Origin of the sequence: Paenibacillus sp. FSL R7-0216 (assembly GCF_037969915.1) — a bacterium.
GTDB lineage: Bacteria > Bacillota > Bacilli > Paenibacillales > Paenibacillaceae > Fontibacillus > Fontibacillus rhizolycopersici.
This window is the reverse complement of the sequence record NZ_CP150222.1, coordinates 4,256,495-4,276,793: the sequence shown is the minus strand read 5'-3', so window position 1 is coordinate 4,276,793 and position 20,299 is coordinate 4,256,495. Positions and strand designations below refer to the sequence as shown.

At 54.2% G+C, this 20,299-nt stretch carries 21 protein-coding genes; 18 read left to right on the top strand and 3 right to left on the bottom strand.

Annotation, left to right across the window (positions count from 1 at the left end; all coding sequences use genetic code 11):
• Positions 1-258: 258 nt before the first annotated feature.
• Both MKZ15_RS19720 and MKZ15_RS19715 read left to right on the top strand, forming a co-directional pair.
• Positions 259-1,191: a manganese-dependent inorganic pyrophosphatase gene (locus MKZ15_RS19720; RefSeq protein ID WP_339817521.1), complete on the top strand. Its 933-nt coding sequence runs from the start codon at positions 259-261 to the stop codon at positions 1,189-1,191.
• A 232-nt stretch (positions 1,192-1,423) separates the two neighbouring features.
• Entirely contained in the window at positions 1,424-2,878 is a 1,455-nt protein-coding gene (locus tag MKZ15_RS19715) for a SulP family inorganic anion transporter (RefSeq protein WP_339817519.1), read from the top strand.
• Positions 2,879-2,940: 62 nt separating this feature from the next.
• Here the strand turns inward: MKZ15_RS19715 and MKZ15_RS19710 are convergent, their stop codons facing one another.
• Both MKZ15_RS19710 and MKZ15_RS19705 read right to left on the bottom strand, forming a co-directional pair.
• Entirely contained in the window at positions 2,941-3,240 is a 300-nt protein-coding gene (locus MKZ15_RS19710) for a hypothetical protein (RefSeq protein WP_193417796.1), read from the bottom strand.
• A gap of 24 nt (positions 3,241-3,264) precedes the next feature.
• Positions 3,265-3,882 (bottom strand): TetR/AcrR family transcriptional regulator, encoded by a 618-nt coding sequence (locus tag MKZ15_RS19705; protein ID WP_193417798.1) that lies wholly within the window; start codon positions 3,880-3,882, stop codon positions 3,265-3,267.
• Positions 3,883-4,027: 145 nt separating this feature from the next.
• Between MKZ15_RS19705 and MKZ15_RS19700 the strand changes: the two genes are divergently transcribed.
• Both MKZ15_RS19700 and MKZ15_RS19695 read left to right on the top strand, forming a co-directional pair.
• Positions 4,028-6,256, top strand: a complete 2,229-nt coding sequence (locus MKZ15_RS19700) for an MMPL family transporter (RefSeq protein WP_339817515.1) — start codon at positions 4,028-4,030, stop codon at positions 6,254-6,256.
• A 171-nt stretch (positions 6,257-6,427) separates the two neighbouring features.
• The gene (locus tag MKZ15_RS19695) at positions 6,428-7,822 is read left to right on the top strand and encodes an amino acid permease (RefSeq protein ID WP_339817514.1); all 1,395 of its coding nucleotides are present in this window, start codon (positions 6,428-6,430) and stop codon (positions 7,820-7,822) included.
• 2 nt (positions 7,823-7,824) lie between these two features.
• Here MKZ15_RS19695 and MKZ15_RS19690 read toward each other — a convergent pair whose 3' ends face one another.
• Positions 7,825-8,457, bottom strand: coding sequence for a LysE family transporter (locus MKZ15_RS19690; protein WP_339817511.1), 633 nt, complete (start codon positions 8,455-8,457; stop codon positions 7,825-7,827).
• A gap of 166 nt (positions 8,458-8,623) precedes the next feature.
• Between MKZ15_RS19690 and MKZ15_RS19685 the strand changes: the two genes are divergently transcribed.
• The 14 genes from MKZ15_RS19685 to MKZ15_RS19620 all read left to right on the top strand — a co-directional run bounded on the left by MKZ15_RS19685 (position 8,624) and on the right by MKZ15_RS19620 (position 20,095).
• The gene (locus MKZ15_RS19685; protein WP_339817507.1) at positions 8,624-9,379 is read left to right on the top strand and encodes an MBL fold metallo-hydrolase; all 756 of its coding nucleotides are present in this window, start codon (positions 8,624-8,626) and stop codon (positions 9,377-9,379) included.
• 2 nt (positions 9,380-9,381) lie between these two features.
• The gene (locus tag MKZ15_RS19680; RefSeq protein WP_155607831.1) at positions 9,382-9,951 is read left to right on the top strand and encodes a TetR/AcrR family transcriptional regulator; all 570 of its coding nucleotides are present in this window, start codon (positions 9,382-9,384) and stop codon (positions 9,949-9,951) included.
• A gap of 70 nt (positions 9,952-10,021) precedes the next feature.
• A complete protein-coding gene (locus tag MKZ15_RS19675) occupies positions 10,022-10,288 on the top strand; it encodes a YqkE family protein (RefSeq protein WP_339817505.1) in 267 nt (88 codons plus the stop codon).
• A 109-nt stretch (positions 10,289-10,397) separates the two neighbouring features.
• Entirely contained in the window at positions 10,398-10,757 is a 360-nt protein-coding gene (locus tag MKZ15_RS19670) for a hypothetical protein (protein ID WP_167521274.1), read from the top strand.
• Positions 10,758-10,825: 68 nt separating this feature from the next.
• Positions 10,826-11,017 (top strand): helix-turn-helix transcriptional regulator, encoded by a 192-nt coding sequence (locus MKZ15_RS19665; protein ID WP_155607876.1) that lies wholly within the window; start codon positions 10,826-10,828, stop codon positions 11,015-11,017.
• Complete coding sequence (gene def, locus MKZ15_RS19660) at positions 11,010-11,591, top strand: peptide deformylase (RefSeq protein ID WP_155607834.1); 582 nt, start codon at positions 11,010-11,012, stop codon at positions 11,589-11,591. The genes MKZ15_RS19665 and def overlap by 8 nt, the downstream gene beginning before the upstream one ends.
• 82 nt (positions 11,592-11,673) lie before the next feature.
• Positions 11,674-12,324 carry a deoxyribose-phosphate aldolase gene (gene deoC, locus MKZ15_RS19655; RefSeq protein ID WP_240908792.1) on the top strand — a complete coding sequence of 217 codons (651 nt, stop codon included), beginning with the start codon at positions 11,674-11,676 and terminating at the stop codon, positions 12,322-12,324.
• A gap of 189 nt (positions 12,325-12,513) precedes the next feature.
• The gene (locus tag MKZ15_RS19650; RefSeq protein ID WP_155607836.1) at positions 12,514-13,401 is read left to right on the top strand and encodes an ABC transporter ATP-binding protein; all 888 of its coding nucleotides are present in this window, start codon (positions 12,514-12,516) and stop codon (positions 13,399-13,401) included.
• Positions 13,401-15,575: a hypothetical protein gene (locus MKZ15_RS19645; RefSeq protein ID WP_339817502.1), complete on the top strand. Its 2,175-nt coding sequence runs from the start codon at positions 13,401-13,403 to the stop codon at positions 15,573-15,575. Before MKZ15_RS19650 ends, MKZ15_RS19645 begins: the two co-directional genes overlap by 1 nt.
• On the top strand, positions 15,556-16,290 hold the full coding sequence (locus MKZ15_RS19640) for a hypothetical protein (protein WP_339817499.1): 735 nt from the start codon (positions 15,556-15,558) through the stop codon (positions 16,288-16,290). The genes MKZ15_RS19645 and MKZ15_RS19640 overlap by 20 nt, the downstream gene beginning before the upstream one ends.
• A gap of 27 nt (positions 16,291-16,317) precedes the next feature.
• Positions 16,318-16,938, top strand: a complete 621-nt coding sequence (locus tag MKZ15_RS19635; protein ID WP_155607839.1) for an RNA polymerase sigma factor — start codon at positions 16,318-16,320, stop codon at positions 16,936-16,938.
• Positions 16,922-17,794: a hypothetical protein gene (locus MKZ15_RS19630; protein WP_339817495.1), complete on the top strand. Its 873-nt coding sequence runs from the start codon at positions 16,922-16,924 to the stop codon at positions 17,792-17,794. The genes MKZ15_RS19635 and MKZ15_RS19630 overlap by 17 nt, the downstream gene beginning before the upstream one ends.
• Complete coding sequence (locus MKZ15_RS19625) at positions 17,791-18,651, top strand: ABC transporter ATP-binding protein (RefSeq protein WP_193417822.1); 861 nt, start codon at positions 17,791-17,793, stop codon at positions 18,649-18,651. The genes MKZ15_RS19630 and MKZ15_RS19625 overlap by 4 nt, the downstream gene beginning before the upstream one ends.
• A 151-nt stretch (positions 18,652-18,802) precedes the next feature.
• Positions 18,803-20,095 (top strand): homocysteine synthase, encoded by a 1,293-nt coding sequence (locus tag MKZ15_RS19620; RefSeq protein WP_339817492.1) that lies wholly within the window; start codon positions 18,803-18,805, stop codon positions 20,093-20,095.
• Positions 20,096-20,299: the final 204 nt, after the last annotated feature.

Genomic DNA, 20,299 nt, shown 5'->3' with positions numbered 1-20,299 from the left:
TGCGCCTATCCATTCGTTGTCAATCCAACGCTGATGTCTCCATTATGCGAGATGATGCTGAGCGTTTGCTGAATGCCGACTGAAGGTCGACTGAGCACCAAAGGAAAAAGTTCAGCTCTCAAAAGAGCCATGTGTTGATCGTACCCGGTTTGTCCGGGGATGTAAATCGCAGAAGTCGCGCGGGGCTGCGCTCTTGATTGCTCCTCCGCTAATAAGCTATACTTTTGACATGAAATCATGTTAAAGGGGAGTAATGAGATGGAAAAAGTATTGATTTTCGGTCATAAAAATCCCGATACGGATACGATTTGTTCAGCGATCGCATATGCGGATTTGAAGTCCAAGCTGGGTTGGAACGTGGAGCCCGTGCGTCTGGGCAACGTCAATGGGGAAACGGCTTTTGCGCTGGAGCGTTTCGGTTTTGAAGCGCCGCGTCTGGTTGAAACGGTAGCCGGTGAAGTCAAGGATGTAATCCTGGTCGACCATAACGAGCGTCAACAAAGCGTCTCCGATATCGGTCAGGTGCGTGTGGCCGAGGTCATCGACCATCACCGGATTGCCAACTTTGAAACGAGCGGACCGCTGTACTATCGGGCTGAACCGGTGGGCTGCACCGCAACGATTTTGAATAAAATGTACAAAGAGAACGGCGTAGCCGTGCCTGCTAACATCGCCGGCCTTATGCTATCGGCTATCATTTCCGATTCCCTGTTGTTCAAATCGCCGACCTGCACCGAGCAGGACGTCGCCGCTGCGCGGGAGTTGGCCGAAATCGCTGGCGTCAACGCCGAGGAGTACGGACTGGACATGCTGAAAGCCGGAGCTGACCTCAGTGATAAGACGATCGAACAGCTTATTTCACTGGATGCCAAAGAGTTCGAAATGGGCGGAGCCAAAGTGGAAATCGCTCAGGTGAACGCAGTGGACGTGAACGATGTCTTGTCCCGCCAAAGCGAAGTTGAGGCGGCTCTGAACGGCATCATCGCCAGCAAAGGTCTGGATCTGTTCTTGTTTGTCGTGACCGACATCCTGAACAATGACTCCGTTGGTTTGGCTCTGGGTAAGGCAGCCGATGCAGTGGAGCAAGCATATAATGTGAAGCTTACCGACAACAAAGCGGTGCTGAAGGGCGTCGTATCCCGCAAATCGCAAATCGTGCCGGTGCTGACGGACATCTTCAATAAACGATAATATTCTCTGAATGACCAAGAGCCTTGCCTGACGGCAGGGTTCTTTTTGTTATGTAACTAGTCAAATTTTAAAGTATTCCGGGGCTGCAGGTAGGAAAGCCGAGCAATTCCCACACTTAAGCGCTTAAATGCAGGGTTGGAGGCTTGAGCGGCGATTCGATCTTTACTATAATCTAGGACGTTGCGCGTTGCACCGGTCCTGTTTGTGATTTAAGAAAGAGGGGGATTTTTACTTGCTTCATCATTTGAATATAAAACGGGTTTGGTTTTCCAACTCCCGAAGTGATGTGTTGTCCGGTCTGACGGTAGCTTTTGCCTTGATCCCTGAGGCGATTGCGTTCTCGATTCTGGCCGGCGTGAGCCCCATGGTTGGGTTGTACGCTTCCTTTAGTATCGCTGTCGTGATTGCGTTCGCCGGCGGGCGGCCGGGCATGATCTCTGCGGCTACCGGCGCGATGGCGCTGCTGATGGGCGGACTCGTTCGCGAACATGGAATCGAGTATTTGTTTGCGGCCACGGTTTTGGCTGGGGTTTTGCAAATCATCATGGGTTATCTGAAATTGGGCCGATTCATCAGCTTCTTGCCGCATCCGGTGATGACCGGGTTTGTGAATGCATTAGCTATTTTGATTTTTATGGCGCAACTCACCCATTTCGAGAAACAAGGTTGGCTGATGTACGGGTTAGTGGCGTTAACGCTCGCGATCATCTATCTATTTCCGCGATTGACCAAAGCGGTTCCTTCCGCCCTGGTTGCGATCATCGCGGTCTCCGTATTAACCATCTCACTGCATCTGGATGTGAGAACGGTCGGCGACATGGGCGCAATAACGTCAGCGTTGCCGGCGTTCCATCTTCCCGAAGTTGGAATCACCTGGGACATGCTGAAGACTATCTTCCCGGTGTCGTTGTCGCTAGCATTCGTAGGGCTGTTAGAATCGCTCATGACCGCAACGCTGATCGATGAGATCACGGATACATCAAGTGACAAGAACCGTGAAATGAAGGGCCAAGGGTTGGCGAATATCGTGACTGGATTTTTCGGGGGGATGGGGGGCTGTGCTATGATCGGGCAGTCGATGATCAACATGAAATCCGGCGGTCGGACGAGGCTGTCGACGTTGGTCTCTGGTATGGGCCTTCTGTTCTTGGTCATCGTCTTAGGGGACGTAGTTCAACAGATTCCGATGGCGGCGCTTGTTGGCGTCATGTTTATGGTATCGATCGGCACCTTTGATTGGAATTCCCTGACATCGCTTCGCAAGGTTCCCGTGTCGGACGCCCTTGTCATGGTGGTGACGGTGGTGGCCGTGGTTGCGACGGATAACCTGTCCATCGGCGTGGGGATGGGCGTCTTGCTCAGCGCGTTATCCTTCGCCTGGAAAATGGCCCGAATCCGGACTTCCGTCCGTGAGGAGCAAGGAGCCAAAACTTATGTCGTCGCCGGACAGCTCTTCTTCGGAACGGTGAGTCATTTTCTGCAGGAGTTTGATGCAGCCGGCGATCCGCAGCGGGTGGCGGTGGACTTTTCAAAGTCGCATGTATGGGATCAGTCGGCCGTGAACGCGATTTCGAAACTGATTCTCAAATATCATCAACTGGGCAAGGAAATCCGCATCATCGGATTAAACGAGGAGAGCACGAGACTGATCGAACGGGTAGGGTTATCTGCTCCTTCAGGGCATTAATGAACGACAAAAAAGGCTGTTCGCAGGGGATGAACCCTACGAGCAGCCTTTATCTATATCTATTAGAGGCGAAATCGCTCCAGTTGATCCCAAAGCCCCTCCTCCCGCAGCACTTCCCGTTGTTTCGGCCCAATCAGGTCGAAATGGGGGAATGGCGAACGGTGATGAATATATCGAGTGGGAAGGTCGTGGGCCTCACACCAGGCTTTGAGCCGCTCCAGATCGGAACAGCCGACCTTGGTGACCGTCTTGGCTTCGGGAAAACGTGGATCCAGCCAAAAATGAGTCAAGAATCCGATCTCTCCGCGGGCCACCGTCTGTTTCCATGCCTCCAATTCCTCTCGCGACACGCCGAATGCCACAGCCCTTCCTCCTCCTTTGCTGTTTTAGTTATGAATCCCTCTCCACAAAAAGGCAACGATCGCTTCAGCCGCCTGTTCCGCCGAAGGAAACAGCTTATTCTTGTCGGCATATTGGCGTTCTCCCACCCGCAGCATAGAAACATACAGATGGGCGACCAGGTTCGGGTCGCTGCAGACGATTTCGCCTGACTCGGCAGCTTGGGCAAACCCTTCGCGTAGCGTCTCGTACAGATCGTTTTCATGGCGGATTAAAGTCTCCTGCTGCTCTCCAGACAAATGATGCTGAATGTTGCGGAACATCTCGTCCATGTGAACCCGAGGGATTCTTAAATAGTTCATTGTAATTTGAAGTAGTCTCTCCCGAAACGTGCCGGGCTCTACCAGCAGCTTCCGGATCCGTCCGTTTACCCGCGCAAGCGTCGTTGCCACGGAGGCAACAAACAAATCTTGTTTAGTCGGATAATAATAATAGACGCTAGCTTTCGTGATCCCGCACTGCTCTGCGACCTCGTTCATGGATACGGATTTATACCCCTTCTCCATGAACAAGAGGGACGCGGTACGCAGGATCTGCTCGGACGTCGCCAAGGCGTCCGGCTGCTGGACGGGCCGTCCCAAGGAACGTTTATGCGGCTGGGTCAACCTTCATCACCTCGAGCAACTTGTACTGAGCAAACATTATATCATATTTTTTGTTTGATAATTAACCTTCCGGTATATATAATTAATATTCAGAGTGATGTAAATCACGTGAGCCTACGATATAGAAAAGGAGATGGAATCATAAATGGATAAAATACTTGGTCGACTGTCCCAACTTGTGGCTGGCCGAAGATCCAAGTGGATTACGCTGGCCGTTTGGATTTTGCTTGCCGGCGGATTAAGCGCCGTATGGCCCAGCGTAAACTCGATGGAGCGGAACAATGCGGCCAATTTGGATGCGAACCAGCCCTCCGTGATAGCCGAACAGCTGGCGGAGCAGGAGTTCCCCAGCGACAGCGGCATTCCAGCCTTAACAGTCTGGACGCGGGAAGGCGGGTTGACGGATGAGGATTACACCCGCTTGCAGGAACTGACGTCGTATTTCACGGCTAATCCGTTGGAAGGGATGGAGCTCGTGCTCCCGCTCGAACAAATGCCGCTGCCGGCGCTCAAGCAACAGGCTTCCGAAGACGGCACGACGTGGGTGCTTCCGTTCTTCTTCGCCAAGGGGGCGGAAACCGATGTGATGAAGACCGGCATGGAAGAGATCCGCAGCCAAGCGGAGACGATCTTTGAGAAAGATCCGTTTGACGCTAAGCTCGGAGACCAGGGGCTTGTTGCCCGAGTGTCCGGACCGGCCGGAATTTCGATCGATGCGGTGGGGCTGTTCTCGAGCGCCGACGTTTCGCTGATGATCGCCACCGTCTTGATCGTGCTGATTTTGCTGCTGCTTATTTACCGTTCGCCGATCTTGGCCATCATTCCGTTGATCGCCGTTGGTTTTGCTTACGGCGTAGCCGGACCGATCCTTGGCAAAATGGCGGAGCAGGGTTGGATTACCGTTGACTCGCAGGCCATTTCAATTATGACCGTGCTGCTGTTCGGGGCGGGAACCGACTACTGTTTGTTCTTGATCTCCCATTTCCGGCAGCTGTTGACGGAAGAAAAGGAGAAGTCGAAAGCACTGGCCGCTGCGGTCAAAGGCTCTTCGGGCGCGATTGCCATGAGCGGATTTACCGTCGTGATCGCTTTGCTAGTGCTGCTGTTAGCCCAATACGGTTCGGTGCAGCGTTTTGGCGTCCCGTTTAGCTTGTCAATCCTGATCATGGGGATTGCCAGCTTAACCCTTGTACCGGCGCTATTGGCTATTTTGGGCCGCGCCTCGTTCTTCCCGTTTATTCCGCGCACGCCGGAAATGCAAACGGAACGGGCCAAACGCCGGGGGAAACCCAATCGCCATCCCAAGTCCAAAGCTTCGGCCGGTTGGATCGGCCGAACGGTAACGAAGCGGCCATGGACGATTTTTATCGTGACGACGCTGCTTCTGGGAGTATTGGCTTCTCAGGCAACCCGAATCGAATACACGGTCGACCTGCTCTCCTCCTTCCCGGAGGATACGCCTTCTCGGGAAGGATTTGCAGTGATCGCCGATAAATTTACGCCGGGGGAATTGGCTCCGGTTAAGCTGATGGTGGATACGGAAGGGAAGGACATCGATCTGCAAGGCACGTTCAGCAGCTTGCCTTATGTCAGTCAGGTATCTACACCGGCCGATGGCAAGACCAACCCCGATATCCGGGCCGTTGAGCTGCAATTGAACGTCAATCCGTATTCCAACGAAGCGATGAAGCATATTCCAGAGCTGCGGCAGACGGCGGAAAGCCTGCTGGCGGACGAAGGTATCGGCGAACCGGAGAATAAGGTATGGATCAGCGGGCAAACCGCTACGCAATACGATACTGAGAACACCAATGCTCGCGATACGAAGGTCATTATTCCAATCGTTATCGGTCTGATCGCGTTGCTGCTGCTCGTCTATCTCCGCTCGATCGTCGCCATGGTTTACTTGATCCTAACTGTCGTATTATCTTATTTCGCCGCGCTCGGCATCGGTTGGGTTGTCCTCCACGACCTAATGGGTAACGCTGCGATCCAAGGGCTGATCCCGCTGTATGCGTTCGTGTTCCTGGTCGCGCTTGGCGAAGACTATAACATCTTCTTGATCTCGAGCATTTGGAAGAAACGTAAGGTGATGCCGCTGAAGGATGCGATCCGTGAAGGCGTCAATGAAACCGGGAATGTCATTACCTCGGCCGGTCTGATCCTGGCCGGAACGTTTGCGGTATTGGCCACGCTGCCGATTCAAGTGCTGGTACAGTTCGGTATCATCGCGGCAGTGGGGGTCTTGCTCGACACGTTCCTCGTGCGTCCGTTCCTTGTGCCTGCCATCACGATGCTGCTCGGCAAAGCGGCCTTCTGGCCGTCTAAAGAAGGGCGTCTTGGGCAGAAGTCGGTCGAAGACACAGCCAAATGACATACCGATTCGTGCGATAAATGTAAGAGTATAGCACTTGGGGTTTCGCTGCTGTTGGCGAGGCCTCAGGTGCTTTTTTTTACAAAAGCGAGGGTTACATATTTCCTGTTCCCCGTCGCACAATAGGGGGATGGCAGGAACGAAGAAATTCGATGAAACGGGGGAAAGAGAATGGCGAAGGTGGAAAACGCAGAGGGGAAAAAAGGAGATTTACGCTGGTGGCAACTCTCCTTGCTGGGAGTGGCTTCGACGATAGGCACCGGCTATTTTCTTGGGTCAGGCATCGGAATCCGTATGGCGGGTCCATCCATCCTGATCGCGTTCCTGTTGGCTGCGGTTGGCACCTACACAGTGTTTGAGGTGTTGGCTCGCATGACTGCGGATCGACCGGAGCAGGGATCCTTCCGTTCCTATGCGAAACGAGCCTTTGGACGCTGGGCGGGCTTTGGCAGCGGCTGGGTCTATTGGAGCTCGGAACTCCTCATCATGGGCAGCCAACTCACCGCGTTATCCCTGTTCTCGCGTTTCTGGTTCCCCGGTGTGCCGATGTGGATCTTTGCGATCGGATATGCCGTGCTGGGGCTGGGTGTCATTTTACTCGGCAACAAGGTGTTCGATTCGATGGAAAATATCCTGTCGGTCATCAAAATTGCCGCGATCCTGATGTTCTTGGTCGTTGCGGGAGCCGCGTTAATGGGCTGGATTCCCGGAGGGGGCGGCAAAGCGCCGGAATTCCCGCATACCGCGAAGACTTTTTTTCCAGCCGGGGGAATGGGCTTATGGTCGGGTTTCATCTTTGCGTTTTACGCTTTCGGTGGCATCGAGGTGATGGGGATGATGGCCATTCGGTTACGGGATCCGAAAGAAGCCCCGAAGTCCGGAACGATCATGTTGCTGTTGCTCTCGGTGGTCTATTTGCTCTCGGTGGGGCTTGCAGTCACCATGGTTGCATGGAACGCTATCGACCCCAAGCGCAGCCCATTCGTTACGGCCCTAGGCAAATACCCGTTGCCCTTTATCCCTCATGTGTTTAACGGCGTGTTGATTGTCGCTGGTTTCTCCACGATGGTGGCCTCGTTGTATGCAGTGACAACCATGCTTGTCACACTTGCGAAAGACAAGGATGCACCGCCGCTATTTGCCGGTAAGGCTTGGCGGGGGCGGCCGCTTTACGCCATCGGCTTAACCGCAGTTGGACTTGCGGCTTCCGTGGTGCTGTCTTTCGTGATGCCGGGGCGCATTTATGAGTACATTACGACCTCTGCCGGATTACTGCTGCTTTATAACTGGTTTTTTATCTTGGTTACTTCAGGTAAGCTCCTCAAACTCAGTGCGTTTGGACAGATCAAACGATGGGGCGGTATGATCTTGATCGTATTGGCGGTGACAGGAACGTTATTTCATGATACGAGCCGGCCGGGCTTTTGGGGGAGTTTGGCGTTTGTCGGCGTGATCGGGATCGTGACGCTAATTATGCAGTTTGTCGTGTGGAAGCCGAAGAAGCAAGCCAAGAAGAGAGGGAGACAGGCCAAATCGCTGGTCCTGCGTCCCAAGCGGACGACGTAAACTTATAGTCGCTCTGCAAGCAGCAAGGCGGCTTGATAGCCGAAATAAAGTCCGAAGCCGATCAAGGACACGCCCGACATTACCGAAACGAGGACCAAAATCTGGTTCGTGAGCAACTTGCGGAACACACTAGCAAACCCGGCCATGGTAAAATCCCAGAGCAGCAGTCCAACGATAATGGCGCCGCTGTTCATGATCAGATCTTGAGTTTGCATATTTGCTGACGCTTGAGCCAATACCGAACCGTAAATCCCTAGCCAGAATAAGATGGACAGCGGGTTGCTGACGGACATGAGAAATCCGGATAAAAACGATTTCCGCAGCGGCTCGCTGCCTCTCATTTCGCCCGCTGGGATTTTGCCGGCTTGCTTCAGGCTATCGATCCCAATATAGGTGAGCACGAAGAAACCAAACAACCAAAGGAAAGTTTTCATGAACGGGGTATTCAGGAAGTGAACCACGCCAAAGTAAACGAGCAGCATGTACACCAAATCGGCAGAAAGGGCGCCAAGCCCAACGAACCAGGCGTGCAGGAACCCGCCGCGAATGCCTTTGTCCAATTGAGCTGCATTCACCGGCCCGATGGGGGCGGATAAAGATAAACCAAGCAGTACATAGCTAAGAAAGCTGTTCATAACGAAACCTCCAACTGTTGAAATAAAATGAAGCTGCTTGTACAGCATATTCGGCCAGGCACGCTTGTACGACTTCAAAATAGGTGAAAACCTGCTTGCAAAACTAACGGCATTAGTTTAAACTAAAACTAAAGGTATTAGTTAATGGGAAAGAGGCGATTATCTTATGAAAATAACGAAGGTTGGACAGCTTCTGCAACTGTCGTTTATTCCCCGGTTGTTTCCGGTGAATTGTTATTTGGTGGAGGAAGAGGATGGCGTTACGCTGATCGACGCGGCTTTGCCGTATAGTTCCAAAGGGATCCTTCAGGCCGTGCAAAAAATCGGCAAACCGCTGACACGCATCATCCTCACGCATGTGCATGACGATCACGTCGGGGCGCTGGATGCCTTGAAGGCGAAGCTTCCCGAGGTAGCGGTGCATGTATCTGCTCGCGATGCGCGTTTGATGGACGGCGACGTTTCGCTAGATCCGGGCGAACCGACCTCCCCGATCCGCGGCGGGGTACCGAAGAAGCTGATCACCCGAGCGGATGTCACGTTTACGGATGGGGATCGGATCGGTTCGTTGCTGGCCGTGGCGGCTCCGGGCCATACGCCGGGATCGTTTGCCTTGCTCGACACGCGCAGCGGCGCGCTTGTCGCGGGCGACGCCTTCCAAACCCGGGCGGGTATCGCGGTGAGCGGCACTGTTCGCCCGCTGTTCCCGTTTCCGGCGCTCGCCACCTGGCATAAGGAAACCGCGTTAGCGAGCGCCCGCAAGCTGGCCGGCCTAAAGCCATCGCTATTGGCGGTCGGACACGGGCCGGTGTTGGAGCAGCCGGCCGCCGCCATAGCCAAGGCGATTGCGGCGGCCGAACGTGCACAAGGAACGGTGCAGCCAACAACTACACCGGCTGAGACCGGCCGGAAGGGGGATTGAGCATGTCGCCAAGAATCGGGATTGACAGCACGGCGGTGCTGATGGCTGCCGTAGATGTGGCAAACGCGGAGGGGTTGGAGGCCGTGACGATCACCTCGATCGCCAAGAAATTGGGAATTCGGCCGCCTTCTCTCTATAACCATGTGAGCGGCCTGGAACAAATTCGCACGGAATTGGCCATATACGCTCTAAATCGGCTTTATGAGCATATTTCGACTTCCACCGGTGAAGCAACGGGGAGAGCGGCGATCCACCGGTTTGCCAAGACGTATCTTGATTTTGCTTATGCATATCCCGGGTTGTACGATGCGGCGCAGGCCGCACCTGGTCCGGATCCGGCGTTGCAGGCAGCTGGAGGGCGCATCGTAGATCTGATCCTGCGTTATCTCGGCAGCTACTCATTAAGAGAGGATCAAGCCTTGCACACCGTGCGCGGGCTGCGAAGTCTGATTCACGGCTTCGCCTCCCTGGAACGTCGCGGCGCGTTTGGCTTGCCGCTCGAGTTAGGGGAGAGTCTGGAGTTCAATCTCAGCTTGTTCCTCAGCGGTTTGGACCAAATCACGTCGTATTGACAACGTTTTTTCGACTATGATACTTTAGGCTTGAACTACAGAGGATCGTCGGAACCGAGGTGAAGCATCCATGGGCAAGAAGAAGGGACGTTCCGGGCCAGGCACGCCGGCCAATCCGGCGGCGGATAAACCGGCTACGCTGAAGGATCTGCTTGGCGAGGATACGCTGGCCAAGCTGAGGGCGCAGGCTAATGAATTGAAGAAAGATGAGGAACGACATCAGGAGGAGGCGCGCGTACGCAAAGAGGAAGCGCGTCGTGCCGAGCAGAAACGGCTCGACAATGATTTCGAACACCTGTTAAATACGAGCGAACTGGACTGGCACAAATATAAATAAAACGATGATACGACAATGGCGATGAAGCTATAGCAAAGAACGAAGGTATGGCGGCTCCTGGCAGCGGGAGCTTTTATTTTTGCTTAAAAAGCGAAGGGAGCAACGGCGAATGGAGCATATCGGGGCGTGGATCGTTTTTTTTCTATTCATCGTGGTATTGGGTTTGTTTAACCAAAAGTTCAAATATTCGGCCAAGCTTCGGGAATCTTATGAAGAGTTAACCTCGCTTTCGGAGCGGACTCGGAAAGGCCGGACGACGAAGGCGGATCTGGCACGCTGGGATGCCGCATTGGCGCGGCTGGAGAAGCATCCGAGCGAATATAACAAGTTGGATCAGGAAATCCGCCTGCGCGAGGCTTACGTCCGGTATTTGGAACAGCATTATCCGGAGGATGAGCGGCTTCCGGCGTTGCGTGAAGCGGCTGGATTCCAGAAGGACTCGGTCTGGGGAATCAAGATGAGATCTTGATTTTGACAGGTCAATAGGGTCGTGATACCATGGTGAAGTCCAAAACTTTTGACATTCTGGTGGTGCCGATGAACAATAAGATCAAGCAGCTCCGAAAGCGACTGGGTTTAACCCAGAACGAGCTGGCCGCAGAATGCGGCGTGACGCGCCAAACGATCAATAGCGTGGAGAATAACCGGTACGACCCGACGCTTGAGCTTGCATTCAGGCTTGCGCATATTTTGCAGACGAAGGTGGATGAACTGTTTATTTATGAGTAAATTCAACCGCGATTACATCATTACGATGGATGACATTGTTAGAGAAGGGGAACCTATTCTTAGAGTGGTGACGGAACCCGTCAGTGTTCCCCCAACCGAGGAAGACCGCGAGGAAATGGCGGCGATGTTGCAGTTCCTGAAGAACAGCCAGGATCCGGAGATGGCGAAGAAATACAAGCTGCGCGCAGGAGTGGGATTATCGGCGAACCAGATTGGGCTGAATAAGCGGATGTTTGCCGCTTTACTGACGGACGAGAACGGTCAGGATCGGCCGATCGCCATGTATAATCCGAAGATCATCAGCCATTCCCAGGCAATGACGTATTTACCGGAGAGCGAAGGCTGCTTGTCGGTGGATCGGCCGGTGCAGGGATTCGTACCGCGTTATGAGAAGGTTCAGATCAAAGCCTGCGATGAGGCGGGCAACGAGGTTAAGCTGCGTTTCAAAGGTTTTGACGCCATCGTGATGCAGCATGAAATCGACCATTTGAACGGTATCATGTTTTATGATCATATCAATACGGAGCATCCGTTTAAGCTGCCAAGCGGCGTGACGATCTCCAGTTTATATTGAGGATCCGCACAGCCAGAAATATAGATTCGAAAAAACGAACGGAGGAATTCCCTTGTCCACTCATTCCCAATCCATTACTGCCATGATCGATCATACCCTTCTGAAAGCGGACGCCGGACGCGCCGCCATCATCAAGCTGGCTGAAGAAGCTAAGCAATACGGCTTCGCTTCCGTCTGCGTTAACCCGACTTGGGTGAAGACCGCTGCGGAGGTCTTGAAAGACACTCCAGTGAAAGTCTGCACCGTGATCGGCTTCCCCCTGGGTGCTTCGGCCCCGGAAGTAAAGGCGTTTGAAGCCAGCCATGCCATTTCCGAGGGGGCCGGCGAGGTCGATATGGTCATCAACATCGGTGCGCTTAAAGACGGTGACGACGAATTCGTCCGCCGCGATGTCGCCGGGGTTGTCCAAGCTGCTGCCGGGAAAGCGCTGGTGAAGGTTATTATTGAAACCTGTCTGCTTTCCGACGAGGAGATTGTCCGGGCCAGCAAGTTATCCGTCGAAGCCGGAGCCGATTTCGTCAAAACATCAACCGGATTTTCGACCGGCGGGGCGACGGTGGAAGCGGTCGAGCTCATGCGCAAAACGGTGGGTCCAAACGTCGGCGTGAAGGCGTCTGGCGGCGTGCGTTCGCTGGCTGATGCCGAAGCGATGATTAAGGCGGGGGCAACGCGCCTGGGCACGAGTGCCGGTGTGGCTATCGCCCAAGGGCAAACCAGCCAAAACAGCTATTAAGACAAGGTCCGGCCTTGGCCGGCTCAAGAAGGCTACATGAGGGAGAAACAGGGTGCTATTCCAGAGCGGGTGTGGAAATAGCACCCTTTTTTCGTTGATCCAAACTTTTTATGGACGCTTTCCGTTACAGCTACAGATGCCTCCCGCGGAAGGCGTCACTTGATAAAACGCTTGGAAAAGAGGAACAGTATGATACAAATTGATCATTTATCCAAAAAATATACGCGCGGCGGTCTAGCGCTAGATGATGTCACCTTAACGCTAAACGAAGGTATGGTGGGGCTTCTGGGCCCCAATGGTGCCGGGAAATCGTCGCTGATGCGCATATTGGCCACGCTCACGCCACCTACTTCGGGCGAGGCGACGCTGTTTGGCGTCTCGCTGCGCCAGGCGGAGGAGATCCGCCGCATGATCGGTTATCTCCCTCAGCAATTTCAGGTTTACCCGCAGCTGACGGGGGTAGAATACCTCGACTATGTTGCGGTGATGAAAGGAATGACGGACAAGAAGAAACGCAAAGCGGAGATTGAGGCTCTTCTGGAGCAAGTAAATTTGCAGGATAAGGCGCGAAAAAGAGTGCAGACCTATTCCGGCGGCATGAAACGCCGACTCGGCATTGCCCAAGCGCTGCTGGGTTCGCCGCAGGTCCTGATCGTGGATGAGCCCACGGCTGGACTGGATCCCGAGGAGCGCGTCCGCTTCCGCAATCTGTTGACCCGCTTCAGTCTGGGACGGATCGTGCTGCTGTCGACGCATATCGTTGCCGACATCGAAAGCAACTGTCGCCAAATCGCCGTCCTCGATAAAGGGAGAGTCAAGCTGTCCGGGGAGTTATCCGAGCTGCAAGAGTTCGGACGCGGCAAGGTGTGGGAGGTTCGCCTAAGCGAGAGCCAGTTTGCCCGGCTTGATCCGATGTCCGTCGTGTCCACACGTCCGACGGGAGGCGGCCTGTTGTGCCGCATGATCGGCGAAGCGCCGCTGGAGGTAGCCCAAGAGGCCGCGCTCGTTCCACCAACCCTGGAGGACGGGTATTTGGCCCTGCTGCGAACGGGCTTGATGGAAGGGGCGGCTCGGTAATGAACAAATGGAGACGTCTGTTTCAATTCGAGCTTCGCATGCTGTTCGGAAACCGGTGGCTGCTGGGTTTGCCGCTCGTGTTCGGCCTGCTCGTGTTCTGGAATCTTGAACGGCTGCCAGGACGTGAAATTTTGTTTTTTCAACGTTCGTACACCAGCCTGACGCTGCTGCACACGATGAGCCTGGGGCTGACGATGCTCCTTGGCGTGCTGACGATCCGTCGAGACATTCGCCGTACCTCCTATGAATGGAATGGGGCGCTGCCGGTGTCCTATATGTCCAGGATTTCAGCGAAATATATGGCAGGGGTACTGTATTTCACGATATTTTCGGTGCTGGCCGGCGCCGCGTTCGTCTGGAACTCCGCGAGGATGGACGTAGCGTTTACAATCACCCGGGAATTTGCGGTTTATTATCTGCTAACCTTCGAGGTTTCCTATCTGGTGACCTTGGCGCTGGCGATGCTGCTCGCCATTTGTATCGCCAATCGGGCCGTCTATTTGATCGCTTTTTGCGCCTGGATGTTTGGAACGTTCTTTCTGGATATGTTCCTGTTGGACCGTAACAAATGGTACGTGCTGCGTACGTTCCATCTCAATCAGCTGTTCGTGACCGGGGATTCCGATGCCGAAACGTGGGGCATTCGCCTGATCGCAGACGAACTGGCGGCCTCCCGCTGGTTTGTACTGGCGTTTACGCTACTGCTGTTGACGGCGGGCGTGCTCCTGCTCAACCGGTTGCGCCCGACTGCCTTTCGCCGAAGCAATTGGGTGGCTGGAGGTTTAGCCCTGCTGCTGGCGGCCGGAGCCTTTATCCCCTACCTCTCCATTTGGGGCGAACGTTATGCCGGATTGCATGAGAAACTCAGAGATCCTGCCGTTAAGACGGTGGAAGCGATCCAAGACCAGAAAGTCGAAACGTTTCAGATCGAGCGGTACGATATCCACTTGCAACGGGAGTCAGATGATCGGTTGAAAATCAAAACAGCGCTGCAAATTCCGGCAGGCCAGTTAACAGGACGCGGCGAGTTGCTGTTCACGCTCAATCGTACGTTCCATATAGAACGGTTGGCGGTGTCGGGTTCTCCCGTTCCGTTCACGCATGAGGGAGAGAAGCTTACGGTCCAATTATCCGCTCCTTTGACCGCAGACGAGACCGTCCAAGTCGAGATGGAATATACCGGAAAGGTTATGGATTACGTGGCGCAGAATTATACCGAGGGATCCTACTTGGCTTTTGTTAAGGGGGAGAACGTTTTCCTTCCCGGCTATGTCGCATGGTATCCACTGCCGGGGGATTTTCCGGTTTATATGAAGAACAGTTACGAGGATTCTTTGCAGGTGGCGGCCGATTATGGCGGCTGGCGCCTTCCGCCCGCCCATTTCCGTATCTCAACGTCCGGGTTTGCATCCAAGCTGTACGGAAATCTGGAACAAAAGGAACAAACTCGCGAAGGCCAAGTGTTCGAAGGCAAATCGACGGCGTTCGTCCGCTTTTACAGTGGGGAGTTTGAAGAAGTGAGCGACCCGAAGCTGCCGGTTCGCCTCGTGACTACGCCCTACGACGTCAAGACGGCCGAAAAGCTGTTGGAAGAATGGGCCGGGGAGTATGTTTATTTTGCCGGATGGGTCAACCATTTGGATCCTAAACTGGATCAAGTGCTGATGCTGTCGATGAACAATAATCACTCCCTTGAAATGGAGAATAAAACCTATTATTTGATCTGGCTGGTGAGCGAAGTGGAATACTTCGCAGACCAACTGATGAACTCGATGCTGCTCGGTACGAGCGAAGGGCAAATGGACATTCTGAAGGCTTCCGAAGATGTGCGTCCGCAGCTTCGCGCCTTGATGTGGTATATGTATTACCGAGAGTATAAAGGGTATACCGCCGATGATTTGAAGCAAGGTTCTGGGGGCGGCCTGTTGTACAACTTGTTTGATCCTTCGGAAGATGCCGATCCGGATCACGTGGGATTGCGGATGGCGGCACAAGTAGCCGGGGCGCTGGATGAAGGGAAGAACAAGCAGGTGAAAGAGGTGTTAAACCATTTCTACGCGCTTGGATTGGAAATCCCTAATCAAGCCGACGCAGAGGGTGGACCTAGGCCGATTCCGTATGACGAATGGGAACGGGAATGGAAGCGGGTGATGCATGATGCAGTTGCGAACTGACGCTCGAAGCTGGTTTCGCGGAGCGACTTTGGAGCTAAAAGTACAGAAACAACCGATGGCTTGGCTGGCGCTGCTGCTGTTCGCCGTCTATATCCTCAGCATCGTGCTTAGTGACCCCGGTCGCCCAAGAAATGTGTATTATTTCTCGGAAATGGCCCTGTTTTCCCTGGCGATCATCATACCCCTGCTGCTATTCCAGCGGGAAATCGGAGGAGGCGGCATGGAGGTCATCGCCACGTATCCCATTTCGTTAAGGATGCTGGCGTTCCGAAGATGGCTGATGTCCATCCTATTAACAGCGGGGTTAGGGATGGTCCTGATGTCGGTCTATGCTTGGCATTTCGGGGGAATTTGGACGCTTCGGTATCCTTGGAATGGCGCTGAGGTGATTCCTCAAGCCGAGATGACTGCCGGTTCCTTGATTCTTCAGAACCTCCCGGCTTACGTGCTGTTGATCTCCTTAAGTACCGCCGGAATCATTGCGTTTCGCCGGATCTACGGAGGATTAGTGTTGGGCTTTGCCGTTTGGGTACTCGATACGATGAGCTCGGGAGAATGGTTGGGGCGATGGACGTTATACGCAAGTTATTTGAAAAAAACCTATTCCTTTCCGCACAATCGGATCGGTTTGTTGATTGCATCGTTGATCTTGCTTGCCTTTGCCGTCTGGTTGATTGGGAAGAGGGAACGTTGGATCAGTGTGGAAGAGGAATAAGAGAAATGCAAAGGGGGAGGAAACATCATGATATCGGACTCGTTGCTGGCCGAGCGAATGGCTGCCGGCGACCAGGAAGCGTTCGAGTTGCTGGTTACGAGGTACCATGGACCGCTGCTGTCCTATGTCGCGAGCCAATTGAAAGATCGAGGCAAAGCGGAGGACATCGTCCAGGAGACGTTTATCCGGTTGATCCGCCATCTCAAGCGGCATGGCGGGATGGAACAGCTTCGCCCCTGGCTCTATAAAGTAGCGCTCAATTTATGCCGGGATTATTGGCGCAGCGCCTCTTACCGTTCGGAATACGCCGGCACGGATACGATCCCGGAGGATGCCGATCCGGCGCCAAGGGCGGAGGAATTGATCGAACGGCAGGAAACGGTGCAGCAGTTGGCCGAATCGATGACTCAGCTGCCGGAGGTGCAGCAAGAGGTGGTGCGCATGCGCTTCTTCCATGACTTGAAGCTGCAAGAGATCGCCGAGCTACTGGAGCTGCCGCTGAGCTCGGTCAAGTCGCATCTGTACGGGGGGTTGCGCAAGCTGAAGCGGGCGTTATCTCGCACGGCCGACCCTTCTTTTTCGGACTGGGAAGTCAAAAAAATACGCGAAGAGGAAAGTGAGGTGCCGACGCATGGAACCATCCATTGATAAAGAACTAGAGCGATTGGAGCGGGAGCTTCGCGAGCCGTTGCGACAGGCGCTACAACCGAGTCCAACACCGCTGGATACCGCGGCGTTAATCGAGGCGTTGCAGCCGGAATTCGCCGTCCTTCAGGCGCAAAACGCCGCCGCATTCCTTGATTTTAACGCGCGGGTCGAACCGCCGTCCCTGGGCCGATTGCTGCGTAGTCAATTTCAAATGAACCGCCGTTCGTTGATGCTGACCGGGGCAGCCGTGTTTTTGATGCTGGTATTTTTGGTTGATCCGAAGCAGCCTCTGTCCAATTGGCTGTTGGGAGACGGTATGCCCAGCATGTTCTCGCTGATCACGCCGCTTATGCTGATCGCGTCGATGCTGTATAGCTACCGCACCTGGGACCGGGGGATGCGCGCCATCGAGAGCGTTACGCCCTACCCGCCGGCACTGGTCATTTACAGCCGGATGCTGATGGTCATGGCGCTGGTCGTCGGCTGGGCATTGGTTAGCTCCGTGGCGGTGAGCATCCGCGTGGCTTCCGCGGGGGAAACTGCGTTGCCGTTTATCCCCTTTTTACTGGAATGGTTAGGAATATCCCTGCTTACCGGAGGGGCAGCGATGTACGCTTTATTTCGTTACGGCCATAAGGCGGGGGTTATGTCCGCGGGAGGCGTATACGCTCTTTGGCTGCTCCTCATCGACCAGACCTCGGTAATCCATTTGAATGCCGGGACGGGAGCAGGAGCAGGTGTAGGGATCGCGATGAACATCGCTTTCCTGCTGGTCGGCACCCTTCTGCTGTTCCGCTCGTATATTCGCAGTCGGAACTTGCAGACTGGCGCGGCACAGGGCGGTACGCGGCCATGATTCGCATTGAGGGGTTGCGGGAACGCCCTGTAGGCGGGTTTGTTCTTCAAATTGACCGGCTGCAATTGAAGCCGGGATTAACCCTGCTCGTTGGGGTCAACGGAGCAGGGAAAACCACTTTGCTGGAGCTGTTGGCAACGGTGAGCCTGCCTCACAAGGGGGAAATCCTGTACCAGGAGCGGTCCGCTTTGTCCGATTTACCGCTAGTGCGCAGCCAGATCGGTTATGTGCCGTCGGAAATCGAACTGTACGAAAATATGACTCCCACTAAGCTGCTTCTGTACTTGTCGGAGATGAAGGGGGTATTCCATTCCGAGCGGACCGGCGAGCTGCTCCGTGATTTTCGACTGGAGTCTTATCGGAACATCAAGATCAAGCGGTTGTCCGGAGGCGTGCAAAGGCGGGTGACTTTGGCTCAGTCGCTGCTGGCCGCCCCGAGATTCCTATTCCTGGACGAGCCGTTGAACGGCATGGATACCGGAGAGCGGAAGCTGGCGATCACCTACTTGAACCGATATGCGGAAGGGCGAACGGTGATAGCGGCAGTACACGAGCTGAGCGAATGGGAGGAGGCGGCCGATCACGTGCTTTGGCTGGATCGGGGAAAAGTACGCTTTTACGGAGGCAGAACGTCCTGGTTAGCGGATCTTCCCTACCCGCTTTGGGAGGGGAACCTAACGCGCGAGCAATTCGACCGTTGTCCGGAGGCGGGCTTGATCGAGTTTCGGGAAACGTCGGGAGGAATCTATGTCAAGTTGGTAGGGCAGGATCCCCCTTTCCCGGGATTAAGGGAATGCGCGCCAACGTTCGAGGATGCGTATTTTATCCGCAAATATCAACTGGATAGCTCAATCTGAGTAATTCATATAAAAATTATCGGATTTCCTATTTTCAAATTCCATGAGATGTGAGAGAATATGAAAAAACTCTGCACGATAAAGTGCCAATTCAAAATTTCATCATGGATAGATGATTTTTTTGAACAACATCTTAAAGGAGGAATTATCAATGTCTGAAGAGCGTCAATATGCCCCAGAAACACTGGCGATCCACGCGGGTCAGGAGATCGACCCCACTACTTACTCCCGGGCGGTTCCACTGTATCAAACGACGTCCTACGGTTTTCGGGACACCGAGCACGCGGCTAACCTGTTTGGTTTGAAGGAATTCGGCAACATTTATTCCCGGATTATGAACCCGACCAACGACGTGTTCGAGAAACGCGTGGCTGCGCTTGAAGGCGGCGTTGGGGCGCTCGCAACGGCCTCTGGCCAGGCAGCGATCACTTTCTCCATCTTGAACATCGCCGGAGCGGGCGATGAAATCGTTTCTTCCACGACGCTGTACGGAGGTACGTTTAACCTGTTTTCGACAACGCTGCCCAAGCTGGGCATTAACGTAAAGTTCGTGGATTCCTCGAATCCGGAAAACTTCCGCGCCGCGATCACGGACAAGACGAAGGCGTTATACGCCGAAACGCTGGGCAACCCGAAGGGCGATGTGCTGGACATCGAGGCGGTAGCCGCGATTGCCCATGAGCATGGCATTCCGCTGATCGTCGACAATACGTTCCCAAGCCCATACTTGCTGCGTCCGATCGACTTCGGTGCGGACATCGTCGTGCATTCGGCAACCAAATTCATCGGTGGACACGGCACCTCGATCGGCGGCATCATCGTGGACAGCGGTAAGTTCGATTGGGCTGCCAGCGGCAAATTCCCGGGCCTGACCGAACCCGATCCAAGTTATCACGGCGTCGTTTACACACAAGCGGTTGGTCCGCTGGCATACATCATTAAAGCTCGCGTTCAGCTGCAGCGTGATATGGGCGCTTCGTTATCTCCGTTTAATGCTTGGCTGCTGCTGCAAGGGCTTGAAACTTTGCATCTGCGCGTGGAACGCCACAGCCAAAACGCTTTGAAAGTGGCGCAGTACCTGGAAGCGCATGAACAGGTTGAGTGGGTCAGCTACGCCGGGCTGCCGAGTCACGAATCTTACGAACTTGCGCAGAAATATTTGCTGAAAGGCCAAGGCGCCATCCTTACGTTTGAAATCCGCGGCGGCGTGGATGCCGGGCGCAAGCTGATCGAAAACGTGAAGTTGTTCTCGCATTTGGCCAACGTCGGCGATTCCAAGTCGCTGATCATCCACCCGGCCAGCACCACGCACCAACAGTTGGGAGAAGCGGAGCAACAGGCCGCCGGCGTCACACCGGGCTTGATTCGCTTATCCGTGGGGACGGAGTCGATCGACGACATCCTTTATGATTTGGAGCAGGCGATCGCCGCCAGCCAGGCCTAATCCGCTATTATACTGAAGCCGCTGAATCGGGAATACGGTGATATCCGTCCCGGTCAGCGGCTTTTTTTGCGTTTGGATGGGGCAAGGTGGGGTGTTTACAAGACGGGAGAATTGGCATAAAATAAAAGTAAAGTTTCACTAAGCCAAAATTATTGTCCTGATACAAAAATGATTATCGTTCTCATTTGTGAGCTGCTCCGGGAA

Coding starts and splice junctions, on each gene's coding strand:
- def (WP_155607834.1), top strand. CDS start 11,010: ATGAGTAAATTCAACCGCGATTACATCATTACGATGGATGACATTGTT.
- MKZ15_RS19720 (WP_339817521.1), top strand. CDS start 259: ATGGAAAAAGTATTGATTTTCGGTCATAAAAATCCCGATACGGATACG.
- MKZ15_RS19635 (WP_155607839.1), top strand. CDS start 16,318: ATGATATCGGACTCGTTGCTGGCCGAGCGAATGGCTGCCGGCGACCAG.
- MKZ15_RS19700 (WP_339817515.1), top strand. CDS start 4,028: ATGGATAAAATACTTGGTCGACTGTCCCAACTTGTGGCTGGCCGAAGA.
- MKZ15_RS19630 (WP_339817495.1), top strand. CDS start 16,922: ATGGAACCATCCATTGATAAAGAACTAGAGCGATTGGAGCGGGAGCTT.
- MKZ15_RS19640 (WP_339817499.1), top strand. CDS start 15,556: ATGATGCAGTTGCGAACTGACGCTCGAAGCTGGTTTCGCGGAGCGACT.
- MKZ15_RS19665 (WP_155607876.1), top strand. CDS start 10,826: ATGAACAATAAGATCAAGCAGCTCCGAAAGCGACTGGGTTTAACCCAG.
- MKZ15_RS19690 (WP_339817511.1), bottom strand. CDS start 8,457: ATGAACAGCTTTCTTAGCTATGTACTGCTTGGTTTATCTTTATCCGCC.
- MKZ15_RS19620 (WP_339817492.1), top strand. CDS start 18,803: ATGTCTGAAGAGCGTCAATATGCCCCAGAAACACTGGCGATCCACGCG.
- MKZ15_RS19685 (WP_339817507.1), top strand. CDS start 8,624: ATGAAAATAACGAAGGTTGGACAGCTTCTGCAACTGTCGTTTATTCCC.
- MKZ15_RS19675 (WP_339817505.1), top strand. CDS start 10,022: ATGGGCAAGAAGAAGGGACGTTCCGGGCCAGGCACGCCGGCCAATCCG.
- deoC (WP_240908792.1), top strand. CDS start 11,674: ATGATCGATCATACCCTTCTGAAAGCGGACGCCGGACGCGCCGCCATC.
- MKZ15_RS19645 (WP_339817502.1), top strand. CDS start 13,401: ATGAACAAATGGAGACGTCTGTTTCAATTCGAGCTTCGCATGCTGTTC.
- MKZ15_RS19670 (WP_167521274.1), top strand. CDS start 10,398: ATGGAGCATATCGGGGCGTGGATCGTTTTTTTTCTATTCATCGTGGTA.
- MKZ15_RS19625 (WP_193417822.1), top strand. CDS start 17,791: ATGATTCGCATTGAGGGGTTGCGGGAACGCCCTGTAGGCGGGTTTGTT.
- MKZ15_RS19695 (WP_339817514.1), top strand. CDS start 6,428: ATGGCGAAGGTGGAAAACGCAGAGGGGAAAAAAGGAGATTTACGCTGG.
- MKZ15_RS19680 (WP_155607831.1), top strand. CDS start 9,382: ATGTCGCCAAGAATCGGGATTGACAGCACGGCGGTGCTGATGGCTGCC.
- MKZ15_RS19650 (WP_155607836.1), top strand. CDS start 12,514: ATGATACAAATTGATCATTTATCCAAAAAATATACGCGCGGCGGTCTA.